Origin of the sequence: Aquariibacter albus, assembly GCF_014145335.1 — a bacterium.
In the GTDB taxonomy this organism is placed as follows: Bacteria; Pseudomonadota; Gammaproteobacteria; order Burkholderiales; family Burkholderiaceae_C; genus Aquariibacter; species Aquariibacter albus.
This window is the reverse complement of the sequence record NZ_JACIVI010000001.1, coordinates 232,986-259,233: the sequence shown is the minus strand read 5'-3', so window position 1 is coordinate 259,233 and position 26,248 is coordinate 232,986. Positions and strand designations below refer to the sequence as shown.

Here is a 26,248-nt window from a genome sequence, read left to right as displayed (position 1 = left end):
CCAAAGACCCGACCATGGATGACCAGGGACTGGAAGACGCGGCAATCCTGCTGATGTCGCTCGGCGAGGAAGAGGCGGCCGAAGTCTTCCGCCACCTCTCGCCGAAGGAAGTGCAGCGGCTCGGCGAAACCATCGCGCGCCTGAAGACGGTGCCGCGCGAGCGCGTGGAAAGCGTGCTCCAGCGCTTCAGCGACGACGCGGCGGACACCACGCTGCTCGTCAGCGACACCGACGAGTACGTGAAGAGCGTGCTGCGCAAGGCCCTGGGCGAGGACAAGGCCAATCTGCTGATCGACCGCATCCTGCAGGGCGGCGACGTCTCGGGCATCGAGAGCCTGAAGTGGATGGATCCGGGCTCGGTGGCCGAGCTGCTGCGCAACGAGCATCCGCAGATCGTCGCGGCCATCCTCGTGCACCTGGAGTACGACCAGGCCGCCGAGGTGCTCAAGCAGTTCCAGGAACGCCAGCGCAACGAGGTGATGGTGCGGGTGGCCACGCTCGACGGCATCCAGCCCAGCGCGCTGAAGGACCTGAACGAGGTCATGAGCAAGGTGCTGGCGGGCGGCGAGCGAACCAAGAAGTCCTCGATGGGCGGGGTCAAGACGGCCTCCGAGATCATCAACCTGATGGGTTCCAGCGTGGAGACCTCGGTGCTGGACTTCATCCGCGGCGCCGACGCCGACCTGGCCCAGAAGATCATGGACAACATGTTCACCTTCGACGACCTGATGAAGGTCGACGACCGGGGCATCCAGGCCCTGCTCAAGGAGGTGCAGAGCGAGTCGCTGGTCATCGCGCTCAAGGGCGCCACGGCCGAGCTGCGCGAGCGCATCTTCGCCAACATGTCGAGCCGCGCGGCCGAGACGCTGCGCGAGGACCTGGAGTCGCGCGGCCCGGTGCGCCTGTCCGAGGTCGAGGCCGAGCAGAAGGACATGCTGAAGATCGTCCGCCGACTGGCCGACGAAGGCCAGATCGTGCTGGGCGGAGGCGGCGACGATGCCTTCGTCTGACTTCCGTCCGCACCCGCTCGGCTGGCCAGCCGAGCCCGCCCCCCGCCGCGACGAGGAGGCCCAGGCCCGGGCCCGCCGCCGCCTGCACGAGCGCCCGCCCGAGCCGCCCCCGGCCGCCCAGGGGCGCGAGCCCTACGCCCGCTTCATCCCGCGCGAGGAACTGCGCGGCTTCACCGCCTGGCGGCCGGGCCAGCTCGGCCCCGCGCCGCCCGCAGCGCCCGAGCCCGAGCCCCCGCCGCCCGACCTGGAGGCCGAGCGCAGCCTCGCCCGGGCGCAAGGCCGGCAGGAGGGCTATGCCGACGGCTACCGCGACGGCCTGGTCGCGCTGGAGGGCTTCAAGCAGCGCTACGCCCAGCAGCTGACCGAACCGCTGGCCGCGCTGACCCGTCAGTACGGCGAGCAGCTCGACACCCTCCAGGCCCTGCTGGCCGAGCGGGTGGCCGACATCGCCGTGGCCCTGGCCCGCGAGGTCGTGCGCGACACCGTGAGCCGGCGGCCTGAGCTGCTGGTGAAGGTGGCGCAGGAGGCGCTCGATGCCACCCTGGGCTCGGCGCGCCAGATCGTGCTGCGCGTGCACCCCGAGGAGCTGCCGCGCGTGGCCGAGGGCGTCGGCGAGGCCCTGGCCGCCCGCGGCGCGCGGCTGCAGGCCGATCCGCAGATCGCCCGCGGCGGCTGCCGGGTCGACAGCGAGCTGGGCAGCGTCGAGGCCAGCCTGGCCGCGCGCTGGGCGCGGGCCGTGGCCAATCTGGGCCGCGAAACCCCCTGGAGCGTCGCGGCCGAGCCCGGCGACGGAGGCCTCGCATGACGCCCGGCCCCGCCCCCGAGTTCGCCCCCGAGACCGCCGCTCGGACCGCCCCGGCCGCCGTGCTGCCGCCGGCCTGGGCATGCTACCTGAGCGATCTGGAAACCTTCGCCGCCAGCCCGGCGCCGCTGACGGTGCACGGCAGCCTGGTGCGGGTGGCCGGCCTGGTGCTGGAGGCCGCCGGCCTGCGCGTGCCGGTGGGCTCGGTCTGCCAGCTGCAGCCCGACGGCCAGCCCCCCGTGCTGGCCGAGGTGGTCGGCTTCGCCGGCGACCGCGCCTACCTGATGCCGACCGGCGAGGTGCAGGGCCTGGCCAGCGGGGCGCGCGTCGAGCCGCTGGCCGTGCCGGTGCAGCCGCCCCACCTGGGACAGCCCAGCCATCCCTGGCGGCGTCTCGAAGACCGCAGCCGCCACCTGCCGGTGGGCTCCGGCCTGCTCGGTCGCGTGATCGATCCCGAGGGCCAGCCCATGGACCGGCGCGGTCCCCTCGCCCCGGTCCACAACGAACCGCTGCTGCGCCGCCCCATCAACGCCATGGACCGCGATCCCGTGCGCCTGCCGCTGGACACCGGCGTGCGCGCGATCAACGCGATGCTGACGGTGGGCCGTGGCCAGCGCATCGGCCTCTTCGCCGGCTCGGGCGTGGGCAAGTCGGTGCTGCTGGGCATGATGGCGCGCTACACCGCGGCCGATGTGATCGTCGTCGGACTGATCGGCGAGCGCGGCCGCGAGGTCAAGGAGTTCATCGAGGACATCCTCGGCGAGGAAGGCCTCCGGCGCAGCGTGGTGGTGGCCGCACCGGCCGACGCCCCGCCGCTGCTGCGCATGCAGGGCGCGACCTATGCCACCGCCATCGCCGAGCACTTCCGCGACCAGGGCCGCCACGTGCTGCTGCTGATGGACAGCCTGACGCGCTATGCGATGGCGCAGCGCGAGATCGCGCTGGCCATCGGCGAGCCGCCCGCCACCAAGGGCTATCCGCCGAGCTGCTTCGCGAAGCTGCCGGCCCTGGTGGAACGCAGCGGCAACGGCCTGCCGGGTGGCGGCTCGATCACCGCCTTCTACACCGTGCTCAGCGAGGGCGACGACCAGCAGGACCCGATCGCCGACGCCGCCCGCGCCATCCTCGACGGCCACATCGTGCTGAGCCGCGAACTGGCCGAGGGGGGGCACTACCCGGCCATCGACATCGAGCGCTCGGCCTCGCGGGTCATGCACAACGTGGCGGGCAAGGCCCACCTGGATGCGGCCCGCGTGTTCCGCCAGCGCTGGTCGCGGCTGTCGAAGGCGCGCGACCTGATCCAGCTGGGCGCCTACCAGCCCGGCCACGATGCCGAGCTGGACCTCGCCATCAAGCAGGCCGAGCCGATGCGCGCGCTGCTGCAGCAGGACATGCGGGCCGGCGCGCCGCTGGCCGACAGCATCGGTGCGCTGCAGCAGCTGGCCGCCAGCCGCTGAGACCTCCCCCCTTCGCCCGCCGCCCTGGAGCCGCCATGCCGACCCCTAACGATGCCCTCGACACCCTGGCCGCCCGGCTGCGCGAGGAGCGCGACCAGGCCCTGGCCCAGCTGCGCCGCGCCGAGCAGCAGCTGCAGGGCGTGATGCGCCAGTCCGAGCAGCTCGACGGCTTCCGTGGCGAGACGCTGCAGCGCTTCGGCGCCGCCGAGGGCCAGGCCACCTCGCCCGACCAGCTGCGCCATCTGCACCACTTCATCGGCCGGGTCGACGAGGCCCTGCTGCAGCAGCAGGGCGCGATCGAACAGGCCCGCAAGCGCTGCGAGCGCAGCCGCGCGCTGCTGGTCGGGGTCGAGCTGCGGCTGGCCTCGGTCGACAAGCTGCTGGCGCGCCGCGCGCAGCAAGCCGCCGAGATCCAGCGGCGCCGCGAACAGAAGCAGAGCGACGAGTTCGCGAGCCGCAGCGCATGGAATCGCCTGCATGGCGAAGGCGCCGCGCCCGGCCTGCACTGAGAACGCCTGCGCGAAGCCGTCATGACATCGATTGCCAGCACCCCCCTGGCCCGCCCCGCCGCAGGCCGTGGCGCGGGAGGCTCAGAACCTGAGCCCTCGGCCGCAAGCGGGCCCGGCTTCGGCCACTGGCTCCGGCAGGCCCGCGACGATGGCGCCGAGGCCCAGGCCCGGCTGCGCCAGGGCGAGGCCCTGCAGGAGGATCGCCAACGCGAAGATCGCCAGGCCGAGGCCCGGCAGATCGAGACCCGCTCGCTCGACAGCCGCCGGCTCGAGGCCCGCCAGCAGGCCGCCCGGCTCGGCCCGCCCCCGGCCGCGGCCGAGCCGGCAACCGGCGCCGCGCCGCCCGAGGCCGCCGGCCGCGAACGCGCGGCGGCCGCGCCGCAGCCGCGGGCCGGAGAGACGGCTGCGCCCGCCCCCCGACCCGAGCCCCCGAGCGCGACGCGGGCGCCCGCCCTCCGGTCCGGCCGGCCGGCCGCATCCCCCGCGCAAGCCCCCGAAGCGCCCGCCGGCGAGGCCCCGGCGCCGGCCCGCCAGCCAGGCGCAGCCCGTGACGCGGCCGAAGCGGCCGCGGGCATGCCGCCGCCGCAAGCCGAGCCTGGCCGGCCGCCCGCCGGCCAGCCGGCCGCGGCCGAAGGGCTGCAGGCCCGTGCCGTGGAGGCTGTCGACGCGATGCCCGCCCGCACGGCCGGCGGAACCGCGCAGGCCGGGGCCGAGCCCGGGCCGCCGGCCCCGGCGGATGCCGCAGCGGGCCCGGACCCGGCCCATGCCCTGAAACCCGAGGCCGCCAGGACCCTGCCGGGCGCCCTGGAGGCCCTGGCTCCGGCCGGGACCGAGGGCCGGGACAGCCCCCCCCGGCCGGCGACGCGCGAGGGCCCGGACGGTCTCGCGGCCGCTGCCCCTGCGGAACGGGATCGCGACCCGCAGCCCGGTCCGGCCGGGGCCCGGCCGGCCGAGCCATCCACCCCCCCGGGCCTGGCCGCGCCCGCCACGGCCGGCCCCGGGGCCCTGCCCCCGGCGGCCGAGGCGGCGGTGGCCCTGCCGCTGCGCATGCCGACCGAGGCCAGCGACTTCGGCCGGGCGCTGGCCCTGCAGATGCAGACCTTCGTCGACCAGGGCGTGCAGGAAGCCCGCCTGCAGCTGCTGCCCGAGGGCCTGGGCACGGTGGACGTGCGCATCGTGCTCGACGGCCAGCAGGCGCAGATCGACTTCCATGCCACGCAGGCAGCCACCCGCCAGGCCCTGGAGGCCAGCCTGCCGGCCCTGGCCGCCGGCCTGCAGGCCGGCGGGCTCACCCTGAGCGGTGGCGGCGTGTTCGACGGCCGCGAGCCCCCGCCGCCGCCCGAGGCGGCCGGGGGCCCGCGGCGACGCGTCGCGGCGCCGGAGGCCGGACGCGCGGCGGTCGTGCCCCGCGCCTGGCCAGGCAGTGGCAGGGGCCAGGCCGGCGGGCTCGACCTCTACGCCTGAATGCCCGGCGCCGGGGCGGCGCGGGCGTGCGGAAAGCCGCGGTTTCCCGCGCCTTATCGGCCCTTGGTGCGCAGGGGCGGCTCCGAATAATGGCTTCACGACGGACCGCCGTCGCAGCCCTGCCGACGGCAGGGGCCGGCGGACCGCAAGCCGACCCGCAAGGAGCCCCCGATGTCCGCAGCCGCCGCCACCGCCGACGCGGCCTCTCCGCCCGCCAAGAAGGGCAAGAAGAAGCTGGTCCTGATCCTCGGCCTGGTGCTGGTGCTGGCCCTGGGCGGCGGCGCCGCGGCCTTCTTCCTGCTCAAGCCCCAGGCCGAGCCCGAGCTCGACGAATACGGCGAGCCGGTCGAGCACGCCGCACCGGTCAAGCACGAGAAGAAGGCCGAGCATGGCGCGCCGCCGACCTTCCTGCCGCTGGACCCCTTCGTCGTGAACCTGGCCGACCGCGAGAGCGAGCGCTACGCCCAGATCGGCATCACGCTGCAGGTGGACGACCCGAAGGTGGCCGAGGAGCTGAAGGCCTACATGCCGGCGATCCGCAACGGCGTGATCATGATCCTGGCCCACAAGACCGCCGCCGAGCTGCTGAGCCGCGAGGGCAAGGAGCAGCTGGCCGCCGAGATCCGTCGCGAATCGGTGCGGCCGCTGGGCATCGAGATCGAGGACGAAGAGGACGCGCCGGCCGCCGAAGCTGCGCCCAAGAAGCGCAAGAAGCGCAAGGCGCCGGTGCATGTGCCGGTCGAGCAGGTCCACTTCTCCAGCTTCATCATCCAGTGACCGTCCCCCGCCCGCCTGACGAACCTGTCGCGAGAGAGCCGAGATGAACCAGCAGATCCTGTCGCAGGACGAGGTCGATGCGCTGCTTCAGGGCATCACCGGCGAAAGCCAGAAGCTTGACGCCACGCCCGAGCAGAGTGGCGGCATCCGCGACTACAACATCGCGAGCCAGGAGCGCATCGTCCGCGGCCGGATGCCGACGATGGAGATCGTCAACGAACGCTTCTCGCGCAACATCCGCATCGGCCTGTTCAACATGATCCGGCGGACGCCGGAGGTGGCGGTCGGCGCGATCAAGGTGCAGAAGTACAGCGCCTTCCTGCGCGAGATCGTCGTGCCGACGAACTTCAACATCGTCAGCGTGCGGCCGCTGCGCGGCAGCGGGCTCATCGTCTGCGACCCGACCCTGGTCTTCGCGGTGATCGATGCGCTGTTCGGCGGGGCCGGCAAGTTCCACGCACGCATCGAGGGCCGCGACTTCTCGCCCACCGAGCAGCGCGTGATCGCCCGCCTGGTCGAGGTGATCACCACCGAATACCGCAAGGCCTGGCAGGGCGTGTACCCGATCGAGCTGGAGTACCAGCGCTCGGAGATGCAGCCGCAGTTCGCCAACGTGGCCGCGCCCAGCGAGATCGTGGTCTCGACCTCCTTCACGCTGGAGGTGGGCGAGACGACCGGCATGATCCATTTCTGCATCCCCTACGCGACGCTGGAGCCGATCCGCGACACGCTCTACTCGACCGTGCAGGGCGACAGCTCCGAGCACGATCGTCGCTGGGTCAAGCTGCTGACGCACGAGATCCAGGCCGCCGAGGTCGAGCTGGTGGTGGAGCTGGCCCAGGCCCCGGCCACCGTGGAGCAGTTGCTGGCGATGAAGCCCGGCGACTTCATCGAGCTGGACCTCGGTCCGCACATCGAGGCCAAGGTGGACGGCGTGCCCGTCTTCCAGGGCAGCTACGGCACGAGCCGCGGCAAGTACGCGCTGAAGATCGATCAACTCATGACCGGCCAGGCCCTGAGCTGGCTTGGAGACGCCCATGGCTGATGCCACCCCCGACACCGACGCCGAACAGGACGCGATGGCCGCCGAGTGGGCCGCCGCGCTGGAGCAGCAGGCCCCGGCCCGGCCGGAAACCCCGCAGGAGCTGATGCAGGCCGAGACGGTGGCGCCTGCGCCCTTCGCCAGCTTCACGCCCCCGGGCGCCGCGGCGGCGGGCCACGACATCAACATGATCCTCGACATCCCGGTGCAGCTCACCGTGGAGCTGGGGCGCACGCGGATCCCGATCAAGCACATCCTGCAGCTGGCCCAGGGCTCGGTGGTCGAGCTCGATGCCCTGGCCGGCGAGCCGATGGATGTGTTGGTCAACGGCTACCTGATCGCCCAGGGCGAGGTGGTCGTCGTCAACGACAAGTTCGGCATCCGGCTGACCGACATCGTCACGCCGAGCGAACGCATGCGCCGCCTGAGCCGCGGTTGAAACGCTATGGACCTGTCCTCGATGCCTTCCGCACTGTTCGGCTTTGCCCTGACGGTGCTTGCCATCCCGCTGCTGCTGTGGCTGCTCAAGCGCTCGCCGCTGGGCGCGCAGCTGGGGGCGGGCGCCGCACGCAGCTGGCCGGTGCCGGCCCGGCTGATCAGCCGCCTGCCGGTGGGTCCGCAACAGCAGGTGCTGACGCTGGAAGTCGGCCAGGGCGAGGAACGCCGCTGGCTGATCGTCGGCGTGACCCCCCAGGGCATGCAGACCCTGCACACGCTGAACCGTCCGCCGGCGGAATCGGTGGCCCCGCCGCCCGCGCCGGCCGCCCCGGTCATTCGTCTGCACCCGCATCGCTGAGAACCGGAGCGCCCATGCCGCTGAATCGAATGCGCGCACGGCGCAGGGTGGCGGTCGGCCTGCTGCTGGCTGGCCTGGCCGGCCTGGCCACCGCCCAGGGCACGCCGGCCGGGCCCGGCCTGCCCCTGCTCATCGGCCAGTCGGCCGGTGGCAGCAGCTACTCGGTGCCGGTGCAGACCCTGCTGTTCTTCACCGCGCTCGGCTTCCTGCCGGCCCTGCTGCTGATGATGACGGGCTTCACCCGCATCGTCATCGTGCTCAGCCTGCTGCGCCAGGCCCTCGGCACGCCCTCGGCGCCGCCCAACCAGGTGCTGATCGGCCTGAGCCTGTTCCTGACCCTGTTCGTGATGGGCCCGACCCTCGACAAGGTCTACAGCGAGGCCTGGCAGCCCTATGCGGCGCAACAGATCAGCTTCGAGCAGGCGCTGGACAAGGGCCAGGCACCGCTGCGCGCCTTCATGCTCAAGCAGACCCGGCAGAGCGACCTGGCCCTGTTCGAGCGCCTGGCCAAGCTGCCCGAGGACGTGAAACCCGAGGACGCGCCGATGCGCGTGCTGGTGCCCGCCTTCGTGACCAGCGAACTGAAGAGCGCCTTCCAGATCGGCTTCCTGATCTTCATCCCCTTCCTGGTCATCGACATGATCGTGGCCAGCGTGCTGATGAGCCTGGGCATGATGATGCTGAGCCCCGTGATGGTGGCCCTGCCCTTCAAGCTGATGCTCTTCGTGCTGGCCGACGGCTGGAACCTGCTGCTGGGTTCGCTGGCCGCCTCCTTCGCCCCCTGAACCGCGAGCCCGGGCCATGGACCCCCAACAAGTCATCACCTTCGGCCAGCAAGGCCTGATGCTGCTGCTGACCCTGGCCGCACCGCTGCTGCTGACCGTGCTGGCCGTGGGCCTGGTCATCAGCATCGTGCAGGCGGCCACGCAGCTGCACGAGGCCACGCTCTCCTTCGTGCCCAAGCTGGTCGCGGCCTGTGCGGTGCTGGCCCTGGCCGGGCCGTGGATGCTGAACAGCCTGGTCGAGTACCTGCAGCGCATGCTGCAGGCCATCCCCGGCGTGGTCGGCTGAGGCCCAGGCCTTGATCTCGATCAGCGAGGCCCAGCTCGCCGCCTGGATCGGCCCGCTGCTGTGGCCCTTCCTGCGCATGCTGGCGCTCTTCGCCAGCGCGCCGGTGATCGGGGTGAAGGCCGTGCCGATGCGGCTGAAGATCGGCCTGGCCTTCCTGGTGGCCCTGGCCGCGCAGGCCACGCTGCCCGCCAGCGCGACGATTCCGCTCGACAGCGCGGCGGCCGTGCAGGCCGTGGTGCAGAACGTGCTGGTCGGCGTGACGATCGGCCTGGCCGCGCGCATCGTCTTCGCCGCGCTGGAGTACGCGGGCGAGCTGGTCGGCCTGCAGATGGGCCTGAACTTCGCGGCCTTCTTCGACCCGATGAGCGGCAGCCAGTCCACCGCCGTCAGCCGCTTCTACGGCACGCTGGCGGCCTGGATCTTCATCACCGTGCACGGCCACCTGATGCTGAGCGCGGCGGTGATCGACAGCTTCCAGCTCTTCCCGGCCACCGGCTCGCCGCTGGCCGTGCTGCAGCAGCTTCAGCCGCAGGCCTGGGGCGCGGAGATCTTCCGCCTGGGCCTGTGGATCGCGCTGCCCATCCTGGGCATGCTGCTCTTCGTCAACCTGGCCCTGGGCGTGGTGGCGCGGGTCGCGCAGCAGCTCAACATCTTCGCGATCGGCTTCCCGATCACCCTGGGGGTGGGCCTGATCGGCATGGCCCTGACCTTGCCGCTGATGGAAGCGCCCTTCACGATGGCGCTGGAGAAGGCGCTGGCCGTGTTCCGCTGAGCGCGGCCGCCGCCCGTCCCGTGCTCAGCGCCCCTGGAACTTGCGGGCCACGAAGGCCTTGACCGTCTCCTTGGCCTGCAGCTTCAGCTCCGGCGCCTTGGGGGTGGCATACGAGCCCTTGACGCGTACCGCGTCCGCCCGCTTCTTCAGTTCCAGCACGTGGTAGGGATGGTGCGGGCTCGGCGGACCGACCGCCTCGTCGGAATCCACCCAAAGCTCGGGGTCATCGGCTGACAACTGGTCCAGGTAATTCACCCGCTTGCGGTAACTGATGATCCGGGCATCGTTGTAGAACTTGTAGCGATCGAAACGGCGCAAGTCGTAGAGAATCGCCCCGAAATCCGCCATGTGGTCAAGCGAGAAATAGGGGTAGGCCTTGAAGACCAGCTTCTCCCACACCGAACCATCGAGACTGGCCTGCGGCACCGAGGCGACGATGCCGCGCACCCGGGTGGATTGACGCGCGACCGGATCGGCGCTTTTGGGCTGGGCCTGCTCGGACTGCAGGCCGATCCACAAGGCCATGCTGGCGCCGGCCGATCGGCCCTGAAGCACGATGTTGGCCGGCTGGATCTTCAAGGCCGCGGCATGGCAACGGATGAACTGCAGGGCGCGCTGTCCATCGCGCAGGCTGCGCAGGACGCCCTTCTCGGGATCCGCTTCCAGATTCGGATTCTTGGTTCCGGCATTGGCATACCGGTAATTCACGACCGCAACCGCCACCCCCCACGCCTGGTAATCGAGGGCCGTCGATGCATAGCCGCTCTTGTCGCCGTAGAGAAATGCACCTTCATGGTAGAGAACCACCAGCGGATAGTTTGCCCGAACGGCCGCAGGGTAATACAGATCAAACTTCGTGCGGACATCGCCGTCGTAGGCAATATCCTTGTAGACCGATTTCCCGGGCGCCAGCCCGAGACTTTTCCCGGTGCAGGACACCTGGGCCTCGACCGGCAGATGGAGCAGCCCGGCGCATGCGAGCAGCAGGATGCGGAAGAACGACAAGCTCATGAACACCTCGGACAAAACCTGACCCCACGAAGCTGCGGATCGGCTGCCCGCTCTGGCTTGGATTCCCCGGCATGACGTCTGACAGAATGCTTGCAACCAGCATGCCCGAGCGTCTCCTCCAGCGGCGCGACAAGGCGGCCCAGTGCGCCGCTGCGGGTCCGCGTCGCCCATGAAGCTCCCTGGAAACCCCATGGCCCTGCGCACCCCGATCACCCTCGCGGCCTCCCTGGCCCTGCTGAGTGCCTGTGCCGGCTACCGCGGCGGCTGGGAAAGCCTGCCCTACATCGGAGCCATGCCGCCTGCGGCGGGCGTGAATGTAACAGCCGACGAGGCCCGACTTCGGCGCGAACTCGTGCTGCCGGGCCTGCGGCTGCGGGTGAACCTGAACAATGCGGTGCGCACGCATGACACACAGGTCTATGCCGGGGTGCTGCCCCTGGGCATCGACCCGCGAGCGGTCCCGCTGCAGCCGGCGCAGCCCGGACTCACGCAGCTCACGCTGTCGGTGTGGCCGCAGGGCGGACGGTCCTTCCTGCTGCGCCCCGCGCGGGCCCGGCTGAGCGTCGGCGGGCAGACGGTCGCCGCCCAGGCCGCCAGCGTCTGGGGCCAGTGGAATGAAGCGGGCGAGCCGGTCGAGCGGGGCGGTCGCTACGCCGACCGACCGCTGTCCGGGGAACTCCTGCTCGAGGCCCGCGACCGGCCGCATGTGCTGACGCTGACGTTCCCGATCGAGCGGCCCTCGCCCCAGGACGGCGACATCGTGCTGGAGCTGGACGAGGCCCTGAGCAGCCCCGGCACGCCGGCGATTCCGCGCATCCGCTTCCAGCCCAGCCGCTGGACCGAGGGCTACAACTGAGTCCGGCCCGGCCCGGGCTCAGCCCGCGGCCGGTGCGTGTGCGCGCAGGAACAGGGCCACATTGGCCTCGACGGTGGCCGCATCCGCGGCGGCATCCGGCAGCGGCAGGCCGAGCATCGCGGCGCAATGGTCGCGGCCGAGGAAGAGCGCATAGAACTGGTCGGCCGCGCGGGCCGGGTCCGGCACCCGCAGGCTGCCGGCCGCGTGCAGGGTGCGCAGGGCGTCGGCAAGCTGGTCGGTCAGGCGGCGCGGGCCCTGGCCGAAGAAGCTCGCGCAGGCCCCGGGATGCTGGCCGGCCGTCGCGTACAGGGCGCGGTGCATGCCGATCACGCCGGGGTCGCGCATCAGGCTCAGGAAGCTGCGGCCCAGGTGGCGCAGCAGCCGGGCCGGGTCGTGCAGATCCGTCGGCGGCAGGCGGTCGAAGGCAAAGACCTCGTCAATGCGCGCCGCGACGCAGGCTTCGAACAAGTGCTCCTTGCTCGGGAAGTAGGTGTAGATGGTCATCTTGGACACGCCCGAGCGGGCGGCCACCGCGTCCATGCTGGTGCCGGCGAAGCCTTCGCGCTGGAAGTGTTCCGCTGCGGCCTCGAGCACGCGGCGCAGCCGCTCCGGATCGCGCGGACGACCACGCTTGACCGGCGGAGGCGACGCTGATTCCATTACTTGACCGTATAGTAAATCATGGATAGATTACTGTACCAGCAAGTCAAGTTAGGTCATCCATGAAGTTGCCCCACCCCTTCCGCGCCCGCGGACCGCGCGCCCTGCTGGCCCTGGGCCTGATCCTGGCCGGCTGCGCCGGCCCGGCGCCGACACCTGGCGGTCTGGCCGTCCCGGAGGGGGCCTTCCGCCATGCCGAGGGGGAGCCCTTCCGGGCCGAAGGCCCGTGGTGGCGCGATTGGGGAGACCCCGCCCTGACGGCACTGGTCGAGCGCGCCCTCGGGGACAACCTCGACGTGCGCGCCGCCCTGGCCCGTGTGCGCCAGGCCCAGGCGGGCTGGGCGGCCCAGGCCAGCCGGCAGGGGCCGACGGTCGATGCCCAGGGCACGGTGTCCGACCAGCGCAGCGGCCTGCCGGAGGCCGTCAAGCGTGGGCAGCCCGATGTGCGTGCCCTGCGCCTGGGGCTGGACAGCAGCTGGGAGCTGGACCTCTTCGGGGGCGTGCGTGCGGCCGTGCAGGCGGCCGAGCTCGATGCGCAGGCCGCCGCCCTCGGCGTGGACGGTGCACGGCTGCTGGTGGCGGGCGAAACCGCCCGCCACTACCTGCTGTGGCGTGGCGCACGCGAGCAGCTGGCCCTGCTGGACGCCCTGCACGAGCGCCTGCGCGAGGCCGAGGGGCTGCAGGCGCGGCGCCTCGCCGCAGGCGAAGGCAGCGCGCTGGCCCTGCGCCGCGCCGAGGACGAGCGCCTGGCCCTCGACACGCAGCGCCCGCCGCTGCGCACGCTGATCGCTGCGAGCGAAGCCCGGCTGGCCGTGCTCAGCGGCCGTTCCCCGAGCGAAGCCCTGCCCGAGCTGGCCGGGGCGGGCCGCCAGCAGCTGGAACGGCCCCGGCCCGGGCCCGGCCTGCCGTCCGAACTGCTGCGGCGACGGCCCGATGTGCAGGCGGCCGAGCGCCAATGGCGTGCCGCTGGCGCACGCCGTGCCGAGGCCGAAGCCCAGCGCTGGCCGCGGCTCTTCCTGAGCGCGCTGTTCGGCGGCCAGGACCTGACGCTCAACGGTGCGGCCCTCGCCCCCGTGCGCTTCAGCAGCGCCGCCCTGGCCTTCCGCCTGCCGGTCTTCGACGGCGGACGCACCCGGGCAGGCATCGAGCGGGCCGGGGCCCGCGAGGCCGAGGCCGAGCACGCCCTGCAGGCCGCCGTGCTGCGTGCCCTCGAAGAGGTCGAGACCGCCCTGGTCGCCCGCGGGCAGGACGGGCAGCAGCGCGACCTGGCCGAAGCCACCCTGGCCAGCCGACAGGCCCAGCGCGGCCATGCCCAGGCCCTGTGGCAGGCCGGCCAGACCGGTCGCCTGCCGCTGCTGGAGGCCGAGCGCGGCGTGCTGGCCGCGGAGCTCGCGCTGAGCGCGGCCCGCCATCGCGAGGCCCAGACCACCGTGCAACTGATGCTGGCCCTGGGCGGCGGCTGGTCCCTGCCACCGCAGGCCACGCGCTGACCCCGGCCGAAGCCCCTCCTTCCCCCACGCCCGCCGACCCGGAGCCCCCATGCCCGTCGACTCCCTCCCGCACCCGCGCGGCCGCACCCTGTGCAGCCTGCCGGCCCTCGCCAGCCTGCTGCTGGCGGCCTGCAGCGCCGAAGCCCCGCCCCCCAGCCGGCCCCAGCCTGTCTTCGTGAGCTCCGTGCAGGCCGCCGGCGACAGCGAAATCCGGCAGTTCAGCGCCATCCTGCGGCCGCGTGTGGAAAGTGATCTGGGCTTCCGCCAGGGCGGGGCGATCCGGCTGCGGGCCGTGGAGCTCGGCCAGCGCGTGCGGGCCGGCCAGTTGCTGGCCGAGCAGGATCCGGTCGACCTGCAGCGTGCGGTGCAGGCGGCCGAGGCGCAGCTGCGCGCGGCCCAGGTGGACCAGGGCCAGGCCGAGGAGGATGCGACCCGCTTCGCCGGCCTGGCCCGCGACGGCGCGATCGGCCAGGCCGATGCCGAACGCCAGCGCAGCCGCGCCGAAGCGGCCCGGGCCCAGACGGCCCGGGCGCAGCAGGCCTTGCAGCTTGAGCAGCAGCGCCTGGGCCACAGCCGCTTGCTGGCCCCCTTCGACGGCGTGATCACGGCGGTGCGGGCCGAAGCGGGTCAGGTCGTGGGCGCGGGCCAGCCGGTGCTGGGCCTGGCCCGGGAAGGGACGCCCGAGCTGCAGGCCGACCTGCCCGAATCGCTGCCCGGCGGCCCCGCCGCCTGGCAGGCCCGGCTGCTGGCCGGCGGCCAGGCGCCGCTGCCGCTGACCTTGCGCGAGCAGGCGCCCATCGCCTCGGCCCAGGGGCGCACCCTGCGCGTGCGCTACGCCCTGCCGGCCCGCGAAGCCGCCCGGCGCCCCGAGCTGGGCCTGGGCCGCAGCGTCGAGCTGCTGCTGACGCGCCGGGGCACGGCGGCCGAGGCGGGCAGCGTGCGCATCCCCGTCAGCGCGCTGCTGAAGAACGGCGCGGAGGCCAAGGTCTGGCAGGTGGTCGAGACCGCCGCCTCGGCCTCGGCGCCGGCGGGCGCCCGGCTGCAAGCCCGGCCGGTCGAGGTGCTGGCGCATGAGGGCGAGACCCTGCGCGTGCGCGGCTTGCAGCCGGGCGAGCGCATCGTCAGCGTCGGCGCGCAGAAGCTCGACGCCGGCCTCGCCGTGGCCCCGAGGAGCCGGCCGTGAGCGCGGGCCCGCAGACCCCGCCCGGTGCGCCGCGGCCCGCCGCCGGCCCCGCCCCGGCCGAGCGCTTCAACCTCTCGGCCTGGGCCGTGGCCCATCCGGCCCTCGTGCTCTTCATGATCCTGGCGACGCTGATCGCCGGCGTGTTCAGCTTCCAGCGCCTGGGCCGGCTGGAGGATCCGAACTTCAATGTCCCGGCCATGACCCTGGTCGTCGCCTGGCCGGGCGCCAGCGCCGAGACCCTGCGCGGCCAGGTGCTCAACCGCATGGAGCGCGAGCTGCAGGAGATCGGTGGCGTCGACCGCATCCAGAGCTTCGCGCGCCAGGGCTTCGGCGGCATGACGCTGTGGATGGACGGCGGCACGCCCAAGGCCGAGCTGGAAGCCGCCTGGTACCAGGCGCGCAAGAAGATCGGCGATGTGCGCCACGAGTTTCCCGAGGGCGTGCGCGGCCCCTTCTACAACGACGAATACACCGACGTCTACGCAATGCTGGTGGCCCTGCGCGCGCCCGAGCTGACCCTGCCCGAGCAGGGCCGCCTGGCCGAGGAGCTCAAGCGCAGCCTGCGCGCGGTGCCCGGCGTGGCCAAGATCGACATCCTGGGCCGGCAGGCGGAGAAGGTCTTCGTCGAGTTCTCGACCCGCAAGCTCGCCGCGCTGGGCCTGACGCCGCAGCCCATCCTGGACGCGCTGGCGCGGCAGAACGCGCTGGCCCCGGCCGGCGCGGCCGAGCAGGGGCCGGACCGCGTCTTCGTGCGCGTCGGCGGCGCGCTGCGCGACGCCGCCGACGTGGCCGCCCTGCCCATCGAGGTGCGCGGCCCCGAGGGCCCGCGCACCCTGCGGCTCGATGCCCTGGCCACGGTGCGCCGCGGCACCGAGGACCCGGCCAGCTTCAGCATCCGCCGCCAGGGCGAGCCGGTGCTGGCGATCGGCGTGACCATGGTCCGCGAGGGCAACATCCTCGCGCTCGGCCACGCGCTCGATGCACGGCTGGCGACGCTGCAGCGCGAGCTGCCGGCCGGCGTGACGCTGGAGAAGTACGCCGACCAGCCCCAGGTCGTCGACGCCTCGGTGTGGGAGTTCGAACGCGCCTTCCTCGAAGCCCTGGCCATCGTGCTGGCGGTCAGCTTCGTCTTCCTCGGCTGGCGCACCGGCATCGTGGTCGCGGCCTCGGTGCCGCTGGTGCTGGGCCTGGTGGCCATCGTCATGCACGCCCTGGGCTGGGCGCTGGACCGCATCTCGCTCGGCGCGCTGATCATCGCCCTGGGCCTGCTGGTCGACGACGCGATCATCGCCGTCGAGATGATGGTGGTGAAGATCGAGGAAGGCTGGGACCGCGTGCGCGCCGCCAGCTTCGCCTGGACCTCGACCGCCTTCCCCATGCTGACCGGCACCCTGGTGACCGTGGCCGGCTTCATGCCGGTGGGCTTCGCACGCTCGATCTCGGGCGAGTACGCGGGCGGCATCTTCTGGGTGGTGGGCCTGGCGCTGATCGCCAGCTGGTTCGTCGCCGTGGTCTTCACGCCCTACCTGGGCGTGAAGCTGCTGCCGCGCCGCATCGGCAGCGGCCATGCCGGGGCCGACCCGCACGACAAGCCGGTCTACCGCGCGCTGCGCCGCGTCGTCGAGCGGGCGGTCGCGCATCGCGGCAAGGTGCTGCTGGGCACGCTGCTGGCCTTCGTGCTGGCCGCGGCCGGCATGGGCCGGGTGCAGCAGCAGTTCTTCCCGACCGCCTCGCGGCCCGAGCTGCTGGTCGAGCTGCGACTGCGCGAGGGCAGCAGCTTCGCCGCCACCGAAGCCGCGGTGAAACGCATGGAGACGGTGCTGGCCGCCGACCCGCAGATCCAGGGCTACACCGCCTACGTCGGCGCGGGCTCGCCGCGCTTCTTCCTCTCGCTCGCGCCCGAGCTGCCCAACCCGGGCTATGCCCAGTTCGTCATCCAGACCGCCGGCCTGGCCGAGCGCGAGGCCGTGCGCGGCCGCCTGCGCGCCCTGCTCGATGCCGACGAGGCCTTCCCCGAGCTGCGCGGCCGGGTGCTGCGGCTGGAGTTCGGCCCGCCGGTCGGCTTTCCGGTGCAGTTCCGCGTGATCGGCCCCGAGCCCGACACCCTGCGCCGCATCGCCGCCGAGGTCCGCGACCAGATGCGCGCCAGCCCGCTGCTGCGCGATGTGCAGCTCGACTGGAACGAGCAGGTCCGCAGCGTGCAGGTGCAGCCCGATGCGGCCCGCCTGCGCGAACACGGCCTGGCCAGCGCCGACGTGGCCGGCGTGCTGCAGGCCGTGCTCTCGGGCGCACCGGCCACCGCGATCCGCAGCGGCGAGGACCTGGTCGAGGTGCTGGTGCGCGCCAGCCCCGACGAGCGCAGTGCGATCGAGCGGCTGGGCGACGTGCAGCTCTTCGGCCGCGACGGCCGCGCCCTGCCGCTGTCGGAACTGGCGACGATCACGCCGGGCTTCGAGGAGCCGGTGATCTGGACCCGCAACCGCGAGCCCGTGCTGACCGTGCGCGCCGACGTGGTCGACGGCGTGCAGGCCCCCTCGGCCACCGCGGCCGTCTGGCCCACGCTGCAGCCGCTGGTGCAGCGGCTGCCGGCCGGCTACCGCCTGGAGATCGGCGGCGCGAGCGAGGAGAGCGACAAGTCCAACCGCGCGCTCTTCGCCGTCTTCCCGCTGATGTTCCTGGTCACCCTGGGCGTGCTGATGGTGCAGCTGCAGAGCTTCCTGCGGGTCGGCATCGTCTTCCTCACCGCGCCGCTGGGCCTGATCGGCGTGGTGCCGGCGCTGCTGGCCTTCCAGGCGCCCTTCGGCTTCGTTGCGCTGCTGGGCGTGATCGCGCTGGGCGGCATGATCATGCGCAATGCCGTGATCCTGGTCGACCAGATCGACCACGACATCGCGGCCGGCGCGGCCCGCTGGACCGCCGTGGTCGATGCCAGCGTGCGGCGCGCGCGGCCGGTGGTGCTGACCGCCGCCGCCGCCATCCTGGCCATGATCCCGCTGAGCCGCAGCGTGTTCTGGGGGCCGATGGCGATCGCGATCATGGGCGGCCTGGTGGTGGCCACGGCGCTGAGCCTGATCGTGGTGCCGGCGCTCTACGCGGCCTGCTTCCGGGTGCGGCCCGCTGCCACACCGGCGCCGGCCGGGCGCTGAGCGGGGCCGGGCCTCAGGGGCCGGCGCGGCGGGCGCGCACCGCGTCCATCGCCGCGCAGATCGGCCCGACGGTGTCGAGCATGCGCGGCGTCGGCTGGCCCAGCTCGCCACCGTCCAGGCGCAGCAGCTGGCCCCGGGCGACGGCCCGCAGGCCGGGCCAGGCGCGCCAGGGCGCCAGCGGATCGGGCAGGCCGGGCTCGGCGGTCGCGATCATCAGCTCGGGGTCTTCGCGCAACACGGCCTCCAGGCCCAGCTGGGGCACCACCGGGCGCAGGCCGGCGAAGACATTGACGCCGCCGCACAGGCCGATCAATTCGTCGATCAGGTGCCGGCCGCTGACCGTCAGCAGCGGCTGGTGCCAGACCTGGAAGAAGACCCGCACCGGCGGCTTGCCCGCCGCCGCCGCGCGCAGCGCGGCCAGCCGGGCGCGCAGGGCGGCCCCGGCCGCCTCGGCCTGCGGGGCGCAGCCGGCCAGGCGGCCGATGCGCTCGATGCTGTGGGCGATGTCGGCCAGGCGGCGCGGATGGTCGTGGAAGACCGGCAGGCCCAGCGCATCGAGGCGGGCGAGCTGGCGCTCGGGCGTGCCGCCGTCCCAGGCCAGGACCAGGTCGGGCTGCAGGGCCAGGATGCGTTCCAGGTCCAGGCCGTTGCTGTCGCCGATGCGCGGCAGGCGGCGGGCCGCGGCCGGATGCTCGCTGTAGGCGCTGACGCCGACCAGGCGCTCGCCGGCCCCGGCCGCGAAAGCCAGCTCGGCCAGATGCGGCGCGATGCTGACGATGCGCCGCGCCGGCCGCGGCAGGCGCAGGCGCAGGCCGCGGTCGTCGATCACCTCGACCGGGCCGGCGGGGGCGGCCGCGGCGGCGACGCCCCCGCCGGACGCCGTTTCCTCCCGCGCACGCGCACCCGCTCCGGCCGCCGGTGCAACACCGGGCGCAGGACCCGGTGCGGCGGCCCGTCCGGCACCGGCCCAGGCCAGGCCGGCCAGGGCCGCCACGCCACCCAGCAGGCGGCGGCGCGCGGCGGGATCAGAACCGGGCTTCATCGCCGGGCGGCCCGCGGGCCGCAGGGGACGGGGGCAGCGGGGCGCGGCATGCCGCCTCTCACGCCGGCACGAAGACCGGCCCCTGCGGCGTGGCCAGCAGGTGCAGGGGATGGCCGTAGAGGGCCGACAGGGTCTCGGCCCGCAGCACCTCCTCGGCCGGGCCGGCCTGCCAGCGGCCATCGGGCGCCAGCAGCAGGGCATGGCTGGCCCAGCGGGCGGCCTGGCTGGGGTCGTGGAAGCTGGCCATCAGGCTGCGGCCGGCGTCGGCGCGCTCGCGCAGCAGGTCCAGCAGGCGCTGCTGCTGGGGCAGGTCGAGCGCGGCCAGCGGCTCGTCCAGCAGCCAGAGCAGCGGATCCTGCGCCAGCAGACCGGCCAGCGCCACGCGCTGGCGCTCGCCGCCCGAGAGCTCGTCGAGGCGCCGCCCGGCCAGCGCCGCCAGGCCCAGGCGCTGCAGCGCAGCGGCCGTGGCGGCCCAGTCCGCAGGGGTGTCGCGCACGGCCGCGTCGCGGTGCGGATGGCGGCCGAGCAGCACCGCTTCGTCAACCCGCAGGCCAGCCGGCACCAGGGGCTGCTGCGGCAGCAGGCCGCGCAGGCAGGCGGCCTCGCGCAGCGGCCAGTCGGCCAGCGGCCGGCCGGCCAGTTCAAGCCGACCGGCCTGCGGCGGACGCAGGCCGGCCAGGGCCTGCAGCAGGGTGGTCTTGCCGGCGCCGTTGGGGCCGAGCAGGGCCCAGCGCTCGCCGGGGTGCAGGGCCAGGTCCAGGCCGCGCAGCAGCGGCCGGCCGGGGTGGCCGAGGTCGAGCGCGCGGGCCAGCAGGCGGGGGCTGGGGGCGGCGTCGACGGATTCAGCGGCTTCAACGACTTCAACGGCTTCGAAAGCGCTGTGCGCGAGATGCCCCCTGCCGGCGGGCCCGGGGTCCACGGCCTCCACCGCGGGCAGGGCCGGCTCGCCCGCAGGAGCCTCGCCCGACGGCCGGCCCTCGCCACGCATCAGCAGCAGCAGGAAGAGCGGCACGCCCAGCAGCGACAGCAGCGCGCCGACCGGCAATTGGGCGGGCGCCAGCAGGCTGCGCGCCAGGGTGTCGGCCAGCACGACGACGCTGCCGCCAGCCAGGGCACAGGCGGGCAGCAGGCGGCGGGGGTCGGCGCCCAGCAGCAGGCGCAGGCCATGCGGCACCAGCAGGCCGACGAAGCCGAGCGCGCCGGCCGTCGTCACCGCCACCGCCGTGCAGGCCGCACCGAGCAGGCAGAGCGCCAGCCGCAGCCTGAGAACCGGCACGCCCAGCGACTGCGCGCGGGCATCGCCCAGCAGCATGACCTTGAGCGGCGCACCGAGCGCGGTGGCCGCGGCGGTCGCCAGGGCCAGCACGGCCAGGGCGGGCGCCCAGGGCTCGGCGCCGGAGAGTTCGCCGATCAGCCAGAACAGCATGCCGCGCAGCCGCGCCTCGGGCGCCAGCGCGAGGCTGAGGGTGATCAGGGCCTGCCAGCCGGCGGCCAGCAGCACGCCGCTGAGCAGCAGGCGCGAGGGCGCCTCGGCCGCCTCGCCCAGGCCCAGGCCGCGCAGGCCCTGGCGGCCGATCAGCAGCAGGAGCAGCAGGGAGAGCGCCGCCCCGCCCCAGGCCGACACGCCCAGGGCCAGGCCGCCCAGGCCGTAGCCCAGGGCCAGGACCGCGCCGAGCGAGGCGCCGCCTGACACGCCCAGCACATAGGGATCGGCCAGCGGATTGCGCAGCAGCAGCTGCATCAGCGCGCCGGCCAGGGCCAGCAGGCCGCCGACCGCGAAGCCGGCCAGCACGCGCGGCAGGCGCAGGCGTTCGACGATGGCCTGGGTCAGCGCGGCCTCCGGGCCCTCGCCGACCCAGCCCAGGGCCTGCGGCAGGGCGTCGGCCTCGCAGCCGGCGCTGCCGCAGGACAGGCCCAGCAGCAGGCTCAGGCCGACGAGGCCGGCCAGCGCCAGGCCGGCAGCCTGGACGCGGCCGGACCGCCGGCGCGCCGGCTCAGGGGCGCCACTCAAGGCCGACATGCAGCTCGCGACCGGCCGAGGGGTAGCTCAGCACGGTCTGGTAGCGCTCGTCCGTCGCATTCAGCACGCGGCCGGTCAGCCACAGGGCCGGGGCCAGCTTCCAGGCGCCGCTCAGGTTGAGCAGGGTGTGGCGTTCCAGGGTGACGCGGGCCGCGGGGAAGCTGCCGAAGTCCAGGTCGCTGCGGCTGCCGCCATGGACGAGCTGGCCGTTGACGCGCCACTGCGTGGTGTTGCGGCCGATCTCGACGCTGCCGAAGTGGCGGGCGCGGCGGATCAGGGTCTCGCCCTGGTCGTCCTCGGGGCGCTGGAAGGTGGCGCTGGCGCGCAGGCGCCAGCCCGCCCATTCGGTGCTGCCGCTGAACTCCAGGCCCTCGACCTCGGCCCGCGCGATGTTGGTCGCGGGGAAACCGGCGATCAGGTCGCGGTAGCGAGTGCGGAAGAGCGCGAGCCGGCCCAGGCTGGCCCCGGCCGCGGCCTGCAGGCCGAGCTCGACGCTGCGCGCCTTCTCGGGCTTGAGGTCCGGGTTGCTGAAGCCGGGGAAGTAGAGCTGGTTGAAGGTCGGCACGTTGAAGGCATTGGACACGCTGCCGATCAGCTTGAAGGTCTCGTCCAGCTGCCAGCCGGTGGCCAGCAGGCCGGTGGTCGCGCTGCCGACGTCGGAGTGGTCGTCGTGGCGCAGCGCGGCCTGCAGCTGGCCAGGCCCGAAGCTGGCCTGGTAGGCCAGGGCCAGGTGGTCGGTGTCGCGGCGCTGGGCGGTGTAGCCGGTGGTGCTCCTGACCTTCTGGCGCGCGGTGCCGAAGGAGACGGCGGCCTGGCCGGGGCCGAGGTCGATCTCGTGGCGCCATTCGATCTGGTGACCCTCGGTGTCGAAGCGGGTCTCGGCCACGCCGCGGCTCACATCGTGAGACTGCTCCTCGAAGGCGGCCAGGCTCAGCTTGGCGCGCCAGCCGGGCGTGAAGCGTGCATCCCAGTCGAGCGCGAGGTTGCGCAGCGCGGTGTCGAGCAGGTTGACCCGGTCGGTGGGGGCGAAGGCGCTGTCGTACTGCACCCGGCCGTCCTGCAGCAGCAGGCGGGCGGCCAGGCGATGGCGGGCATCGAGCTGGTGGCTGAGGCTGGCATTCAGGCCGACGTTGCGGTAGCCGTCCCGGTCGGGATTCACGCCCGGGGCCTGGCGCGGGTCGATGGCGGTTTCGCCCTCGGTGCGGAAGTGCGAGAGGCCGAGGCTGTAGCGGGTGGCCCCGCCCTCGCCCAGGCTGCCGCCGACGCCGGCCGACACGCGCCGGCTGGCCTGGCTGCCAACTTCGACCAGCGCATAAGGCTGGGTGCCGGGGCGGCCCTGCTTGGTGAAGACCTGGATCACGCCGCCGACGGCATTCGCGCCATAGAGGGCCGAGACATTGCCGCGGACGATCTCGACCCGCTCGATCTGGTCGAGCGGGATCTGCTCGATGGCCGCGCTGCCCACGGTCAGCGAGCCGACGCGCACGCCGTCGACGAGCAGCAGCGACTGGTTGCGCGCGGCGCCGCGCAGGAAGACGGTGCTGACCGCGCCGTGGCCGCCATTCTGGGCGACCTCGAAGCCGGCCAGGCCGCGCAGCAGGCCGGGCAGGTCGGTCTGGCCGCTGGCGCGGATCTCGGCTTCGCCGAGCACGGTGGTGTGGGGCAGCGCCTCGGTGATGCGCTGTTCGAAGCCGCTGGCACTGACGACGACGGGTTCGAGCGGGGTGGCGCCCTGGGCGAGCGCGAAGGTCGGGACGAGCAGGGCGAGGGCGCCTGCGGCCGCCCGGGGGGCCGGAGCCTTGGACAAAGACATGGTGGGACGGAAACAGAGGTTCGGACCTGGATCCCCGCAGGTCGATGGGCCTTGGATGCAGCCGCCGCGCACCCGGGTGGGCGGGGCAGGCCGCATCGTCGATTCCTCAGGCCGGTCTCCGGGCTGACAAGTCTTGATGGGCCGTCTTCCCACGGTGCAGGCACCGCAGTGACAGACCGGCCTCACGGCCGATCGGGGCCCACCCGCACTTGCTTACCGTTGCGGGGGCAGCACAGGTTGGCGGCATGGCCGCGCCCTGTTTCCCGTTTCACCCGCGCGCGCTGCGCGCCGCGGACACCTGGGGAGGGGGTTTGCCGTGCGCCGTGCGCCGGACGAGGACTCCTGCATGAAACCCAAACGGCCCGGCGGGGCGCAGGGCGCCCCGCCGGGAAGAAACCCGATCATGCCAGTCGGATCCTCGGCCCCGCGTGGCCGCCGCACGACAGGCCACCCAGGCACGCCGTTTCATAGGGGATGGCGCGGGCTGGTGGCCGGGCTGCGGCTGCCCTTGAATCGCGGCGCACACTTCGGCCGCGCCCGGTCCTGCCGGCCCGGCCTCTCCCCCTTTGCTGGAAGCCCCCCCATGAGCACACCCTCCCCTGCCCTGCGCGACCTGGTCGGCCTCGGCCAGAGCCCCTGCCGCCTGTCGGAAGCGGCCCTGATCCTGATCGACTGCCAGAACACCTACCGCGAGGGCCTGATGCAGCTCGAAGGCGTCGAGCCGGCGCTGCAGGAGGCCCAGCGGCTGCTGCTGCGCGCCCGGGCCGCCGGCGTGCCGGTCATCCACATCCAGCACGACGCCGGCCCCGGCACGCCTTACGACATCCGGGCCGAGATCGGCGCCATCGCCGAGCCGGTCGCGCCGATCGAGGGCGAGCCGGTGATCGTCAAGCACTACCCGAACAGCTTCGTCGGTACCGACCTCGACGAGCGCCTGAAGGCCCTGGGCGTGAAGCAGCTGGTGCTGGCCGGCTTCATGACCCACATGTGCGTGAACTCGACCGCGCACGGCGCCTTCAACCTCGGCTATGCGCCGACCCTCGTCGCGAGTGCCACCGCCACCCGGGCGCTGACCGGCGCCCAGGGCAAGGTGGTGGCGGCCGCGCAGGTGCACGATGCGGCCCTGGCCGCCACGCGCGACCTCTACGCCGCCATCGCCGACACGGCCGCGGCCCTGCCGGACTGAGCCCGGCACCGCAGGCAACTTGCCTGCGACCGACGGCGCCGCGCGGGGCCGCGGCCGGGCTGCGGCAAGATGAGGCGCCGCCGCGCCGCGCCCCTGCATGTCCGATCTGCCCGCCCCCACCCCGCTGCCCCTGCAACCCGCGCTGGACCTGCAGCGCAGCCTGATCCTGCGCTGGACCGCCCTGGCCCTGGCCCTGCTGCTGGGCCTGGGCCTGTGGGAGGGCTGGCAGCTGCGGCGCAATGCGCTGGCCGAGCTGCCGGCCAGCGCCCAGCTGGCGGTCACCCTGCTGCAGGAGGACATCGCCCGCCGCGCCGGCTCCTTCGACCGCGAGAACCTGGTGCTGCGGCCCGAGGTGCTGGACCCGCTGGCGCGCCGCATCCCCCTGTGCCTGGCGGCCTACAACCTGCGAGGCCCGCTGATGGCCGTTCATTGCGAACCGGTGCGGCCCGAGTCCGCGCTGGACCGCTGGCTCGGCGAACGCCTGCGTCCGGCCGAGGACCTGCGCGACGAACGCACGCTGCTGATGCCGGCCGGCATCGTGGTCGCGCGGGTCGAAAGCCAGGTGCCCTGGGAGCAGGTCGGCCACGCCTGGGCCGAGCGCCTGCGGCTGCTGCTGGCGGTGGCCGCCGGCCTCGGCCTGATGCTGCTGGCCGTGACGCGGCCGGTGCGCCGCGCGCTGGAGCCGACACAGCAGATCCTGGCCGCGCTGGCCCGGCTCGAAGGCGGCGACCGCCGCGTGCGCTTGCCGCTGCCAGCCCTGCGCGAGCTGCGCCATGTCGCGCAGAGCTTCAACCGCCTGGCCGAGGCCTGGGTCGCCCTGATCGAGGAACAGCGCCGCCTGGCCCTGCGCCTGCTGGACGTGCGCGAGGAGGAACGCCGCCGCCTGGCCCGCGAGCTGCACGACGAGATGGCGCAGCGCCTGAGCGCGCTGCAGGCCGAGGCGGCGGTCAGCGCCGCGCTGGCCGAACGCCATGCCGACCCGGCCCTGCTCGGCGGGGCGCAGCGCATCGCCAGCCTGACCGCCCAGGCCCTGGACGGTCTGCAGCAGGTGCTGCACGAGCTGCGGCCGGCCGCCCTCGACCGCTTCGGCCTGGGCCCGGCGCTGCAGGCCCTGGTCGACAGCCCGCGGCGGCGGCCCGATGGGGAGCCGATCGCCTGCCGGCTCGTCCTGCCCGACAGCGGACTCGACCTGGGCCGCTTGCCGGCCGGCCATGCCGTGCATGTCTACCGCATCGTGCAGGAAGGCCTGAGCAATGCCTGCCGCCACGGCCAGGCGACCCAGGTCCAGGTCAGCCTGGGGCTGCGCGAGGACGGCGGCCTGCGCGTCGTCGTGCAGGACGACGGCCGTGGCCCCGGCCCGCAGGGCCTGGCGCCCGGCCACGGCCTGCTCGGCCTGGGTGAACGCGTGCAGGCCCTGGATGGCCGCCTGCAGCTCAGCCTGCCGCCCGGCGGCGGCATGCAGCTGGCGGTGGACCTGCCCCCGCTGCCGGCCGCTGGGGAGGGGGCGCGATGATCGATGTGCTGCTGGTCGACGACCATGCCGTCGTCCGCGAGGGCTACCGGCGCCTGCTGGAGCTGCAGCTCGACATGCGGGTGGTCGGCGAGGCAGGCGACGGCGAGGACGCCCTGCGCCTGTGGCGGGCGCTGCGGCCGGCCGTGCTGGTGGTGGACCTGGCGCTGCCGGGCCTGGGCGGCATCGAGCTGATCACCCGCCTGCGCCAGCGCGACCCCGCCAGCCGCTGCCTGGCCTTCAGCATGTACCGCGACGAGGTCTGGGTGCTGCAGGCCCTGCGTGCCGGCGCACTGGGCTACGTGACCAAGAGCAGCCCGCCCGGCGAGCTGGTGCGGGCCGTGCGCGAGGTGCATGCCGGACGCCGCGTGCTGAGCGCCGATCTCGAGGCAGTGAGCGAGGCCGACACCGGCGAGACCGGCCCGCACGGCCTGAGCCCGCGCGAATTCGAGGTGCTGCGCGCGCTGGTCGGGGGCCGCAGCGTGCGCGAGATCGCCGATCAGCTCTGCCTGAGCGTGAAGACCGTGCACAACATCCACTACCAGATCAAGGCCAAGCTGCAGACGACCAGCGATTTCGACCTGGCCCGCCTGGCCTGGCGACGCGGCTGGCTGGAGGCCTGAGCACAGCG

Annotated in this window: 24 protein-coding genes, 1 pseudogene and 1 riboswitch; of the genes and pseudogenes, 19 read left to right on the top strand and 6 right to left on the bottom strand. The window is 73.8% G+C overall.

Translation table 11 applies throughout. From position 1 onward, the window contains the following. Positions 1 to 14 precede the first annotated feature (14 nt). The 12 genes from fliG (at position 15) to fliR (ending at position 9,700) form a co-directional block, all read left to right on the top strand. The gene (fliG, locus tag H4F90_RS01225) at positions 15 to 1,010 is read left to right on the top strand and encodes a flagellar motor switch protein FliG (RefSeq protein ID WP_182660696.1); all 996 of its coding nucleotides are present in this window, start codon (positions 15 to 17) and stop codon (positions 1,008 to 1,010) included. Further along, complete coding sequence (locus H4F90_RS01220) at positions 997 to 1,815, top strand: FliH/SctL family protein (RefSeq protein ID WP_182660694.1); 819 nt, start codon at positions 997 to 999, stop codon at positions 1,813 to 1,815. The genes fliG and H4F90_RS01220 overlap by 14 nt, the downstream gene beginning before the upstream one ends. Continuing rightward, the gene (fliI, locus tag H4F90_RS01215) at positions 1,812 to 3,269 is read left to right on the top strand and encodes a flagellar protein export ATPase FliI (RefSeq protein WP_182660692.1); all 1,458 of its coding nucleotides are present in this window, start codon (positions 1,812 to 1,814) and stop codon (positions 3,267 to 3,269) included. Before H4F90_RS01220 ends, fliI begins: the two co-directional genes overlap by 4 nt. Before the next feature lie 35 nt (positions 3,270 to 3,304). Next, positions 3,305 to 3,778, top strand: a complete 474-nt coding sequence (fliJ, locus tag H4F90_RS01210) for a flagellar export protein FliJ (protein ID WP_182660690.1) — start codon at positions 3,305 to 3,307, stop codon at positions 3,776 to 3,778. A gap of 21 nt (positions 3,779 to 3,799) precedes the next feature. Continuing rightward, positions 3,800 to 5,242 carry a flagellar hook-length control protein FliK gene (locus H4F90_RS01205; protein ID WP_182660688.1) on the top strand — a complete coding sequence of 481 codons (1,443 nt, stop codon included), beginning with the start codon at positions 3,800 to 3,802 and terminating at the stop codon, positions 5,240 to 5,242. Positions 5,243 to 5,413: 171 nt separating this feature from the next. Next, positions 5,414 to 6,019 (top strand): flagellar basal body-associated FliL family protein, encoded by a 606-nt coding sequence (locus tag H4F90_RS01200; RefSeq protein WP_182660686.1) that lies wholly within the window; start codon positions 5,414 to 5,416, stop codon positions 6,017 to 6,019. A gap of 43 nt (positions 6,020 to 6,062) precedes the next feature. Further along, positions 6,063 to 7,064, top strand: a complete 1,002-nt coding sequence (fliM, locus tag H4F90_RS01195) for a flagellar motor switch protein FliM (protein WP_182660684.1) — start codon at positions 6,063 to 6,065, stop codon at positions 7,062 to 7,064. Next, positions 7,057 to 7,500 (top strand): flagellar motor switch protein FliN, encoded by a 444-nt coding sequence (gene fliN, locus H4F90_RS01190; protein WP_182660682.1) that lies wholly within the window; start codon positions 7,057 to 7,059, stop codon positions 7,498 to 7,500. Before fliM ends, fliN begins: the two co-directional genes overlap by 8 nt. 21 nt (positions 7,501 to 7,521) lie before the next feature. After that, positions 7,522 to 7,857, top strand: a complete 336-nt coding sequence (locus H4F90_RS01185) for a flagellar biosynthetic protein FliO (RefSeq protein WP_182660680.1) — start codon at positions 7,522 to 7,524, stop codon at positions 7,855 to 7,857. Between the two features lie 29 nt (positions 7,858 to 7,886). After that, positions 7,887 to 8,642: a flagellar type III secretion system pore protein FliP gene (gene fliP / locus H4F90_RS01180; RefSeq protein ID WP_182662939.1), complete on the top strand. Its 756-nt coding sequence runs from the start codon at positions 7,887 to 7,889 to the stop codon at positions 8,640 to 8,642. Positions 8,643 to 8,658: 16 nt separating this feature from the next. Continuing rightward, on the top strand, positions 8,659 to 8,928 hold the full coding sequence (gene fliQ / locus H4F90_RS01175; RefSeq protein WP_182660678.1) for a flagellar biosynthesis protein FliQ: 270 nt from the start codon (positions 8,659 to 8,661) through the stop codon (positions 8,926 to 8,928). A gap of 10 nt (positions 8,929 to 8,938) precedes the next feature. After that, a complete protein-coding gene (gene fliR, locus H4F90_RS01170) occupies positions 8,939 to 9,700 on the top strand; it encodes a flagellar biosynthetic protein FliR (RefSeq protein ID WP_182660676.1) in 762 nt (253 codons plus the stop codon). Between the two features lie 24 nt (positions 9,701 to 9,724). Here fliR and H4F90_RS01165 read toward each other — a convergent pair whose 3' ends face one another. Beyond that, on the bottom strand, positions 9,725 to 10,711 hold the full coding sequence (locus H4F90_RS01165; protein ID WP_182660674.1) for an alpha/beta hydrolase: 987 nt from the start codon (positions 10,709 to 10,711) through the stop codon (positions 9,725 to 9,727). Between the two features lie 190 nt (positions 10,712 to 10,901). On the opposite strand from H4F90_RS01165, the gene H4F90_RS01160 reads away from it, so the two are divergent. Continuing rightward, positions 10,902 to 11,567 (top strand): hypothetical protein, encoded by a 666-nt coding sequence (locus H4F90_RS01160; protein ID WP_182660672.1) that lies wholly within the window; start codon positions 10,902 to 10,904, stop codon positions 11,565 to 11,567. Positions 11,568 to 11,585: 18 nt separating this feature from the next. Here H4F90_RS01160 and H4F90_RS01155 read toward each other — a convergent pair whose 3' ends face one another. Continuing rightward, positions 11,586 to 12,227 (bottom strand): TetR/AcrR family transcriptional regulator, encoded by a 642-nt coding sequence (locus H4F90_RS01155; RefSeq protein WP_182660670.1) that lies wholly within the window; start codon positions 12,225 to 12,227, stop codon positions 11,586 to 11,588. Positions 12,228 to 12,289: 62 nt separating this feature from the next. Between H4F90_RS01155 and H4F90_RS01150 the strand changes: the two genes are divergently transcribed. The 3 genes from H4F90_RS01150 to H4F90_RS01140 are packed head-to-tail and all read left to right on the top strand — an operon-like array spanning position 12,290 to position 18,046. Next, positions 12,290 to 13,717, top strand: coding sequence for an efflux transporter outer membrane subunit (locus tag H4F90_RS01150; RefSeq protein ID WP_182660668.1), 1,428 nt, complete (start codon positions 12,290 to 12,292; stop codon positions 13,715 to 13,717). 49 nt (positions 13,718 to 13,766) lie between these two features. After that, positions 13,767 to 14,900 (top strand): efflux RND transporter periplasmic adaptor subunit, encoded by a 1,134-nt coding sequence (locus tag H4F90_RS01145; RefSeq protein WP_182660666.1) that lies wholly within the window; start codon positions 13,767 to 13,769, stop codon positions 14,898 to 14,900. Beyond that, positions 14,897 to 18,046: an efflux RND transporter permease subunit gene (locus tag H4F90_RS01140; RefSeq protein ID WP_182660665.1), complete on the top strand. Its 3,150-nt coding sequence runs from the start codon at positions 14,897 to 14,899 to the stop codon at positions 18,044 to 18,046. Before H4F90_RS01145 ends, H4F90_RS01140 begins: the two co-directional genes overlap by 4 nt. A 13-nt stretch (positions 18,047 to 18,059) precedes the next feature. Here H4F90_RS01140 and H4F90_RS01135 read toward each other — a convergent pair whose 3' ends face one another. The 4 genes and pseudogenes from H4F90_RS01135 to H4F90_RS01125 form a co-directional block, all read right to left on the bottom strand. Further along, positions 18,060 to 19,088 carry a cobalamin-binding protein gene (locus H4F90_RS01135; protein WP_182660663.1) on the bottom strand — a complete coding sequence of 343 codons (1,029 nt, stop codon included), beginning with the start codon at positions 19,086 to 19,088 and terminating at the stop codon, positions 18,060 to 18,062. A gap of 58 nt (positions 19,089 to 19,146) precedes the next feature. Then, complete coding sequence (locus tag H4F90_RS15835) at positions 19,147 to 20,076, bottom strand: ABC transporter ATP-binding protein (RefSeq protein WP_407926164.1); 930 nt, start codon at positions 20,074 to 20,076, stop codon at positions 19,147 to 19,149. Then, positions 20,059 to 21,108: pseudogene (locus H4F90_RS15830) on the bottom strand (FecCD family ABC transporter permease); the annotation flags it as partial. The gene H4F90_RS15835 and the pseudogene H4F90_RS15830, both read right to left, overlap by 18 nt. Continuing rightward, entirely contained in the window at positions 21,083 to 22,921 is a 1,839-nt protein-coding gene (locus H4F90_RS01125) for a TonB-dependent receptor plug domain-containing protein (protein WP_182660659.1), read from the bottom strand. The gene H4F90_RS01125 and the pseudogene H4F90_RS15830, both read right to left, overlap by 26 nt. A 92-nt stretch (positions 22,922 to 23,013) precedes the next feature. Next, a riboswitch (cobalamin riboswitch) is annotated at positions 23,014 to 23,238 on the bottom strand. A gap of 266 nt (positions 23,239 to 23,504) precedes the next feature. On the opposite strand from H4F90_RS01125, the gene H4F90_RS01120 reads away from it, so the two are divergent. The 3 genes from H4F90_RS01120 to H4F90_RS01110 all read left to right on the top strand — a co-directional run bounded on the left by H4F90_RS01120 (position 23,505) and on the right by H4F90_RS01110 (position 26,240). After that, a complete protein-coding gene (locus tag H4F90_RS01120; RefSeq protein ID WP_182660657.1) occupies positions 23,505 to 24,107 on the top strand; it encodes a cysteine hydrolase family protein in 603 nt (200 codons plus the stop codon). A gap of 97 nt (positions 24,108 to 24,204) precedes the next feature. Further along, positions 24,205 to 25,620, top strand: coding sequence for a sensor histidine kinase (locus H4F90_RS01115; RefSeq protein WP_182660655.1), 1,416 nt, complete (start codon positions 24,205 to 24,207; stop codon positions 25,618 to 25,620). Then, positions 25,617 to 26,240, top strand: a complete 624-nt coding sequence (locus H4F90_RS01110; RefSeq protein ID WP_182660653.1) for a response regulator — start codon at positions 25,617 to 25,619, stop codon at positions 26,238 to 26,240. Before H4F90_RS01115 ends, H4F90_RS01110 begins: the two co-directional genes overlap by 4 nt. Positions 26,241 to 26,248 lie beyond the last annotated feature (8 nt).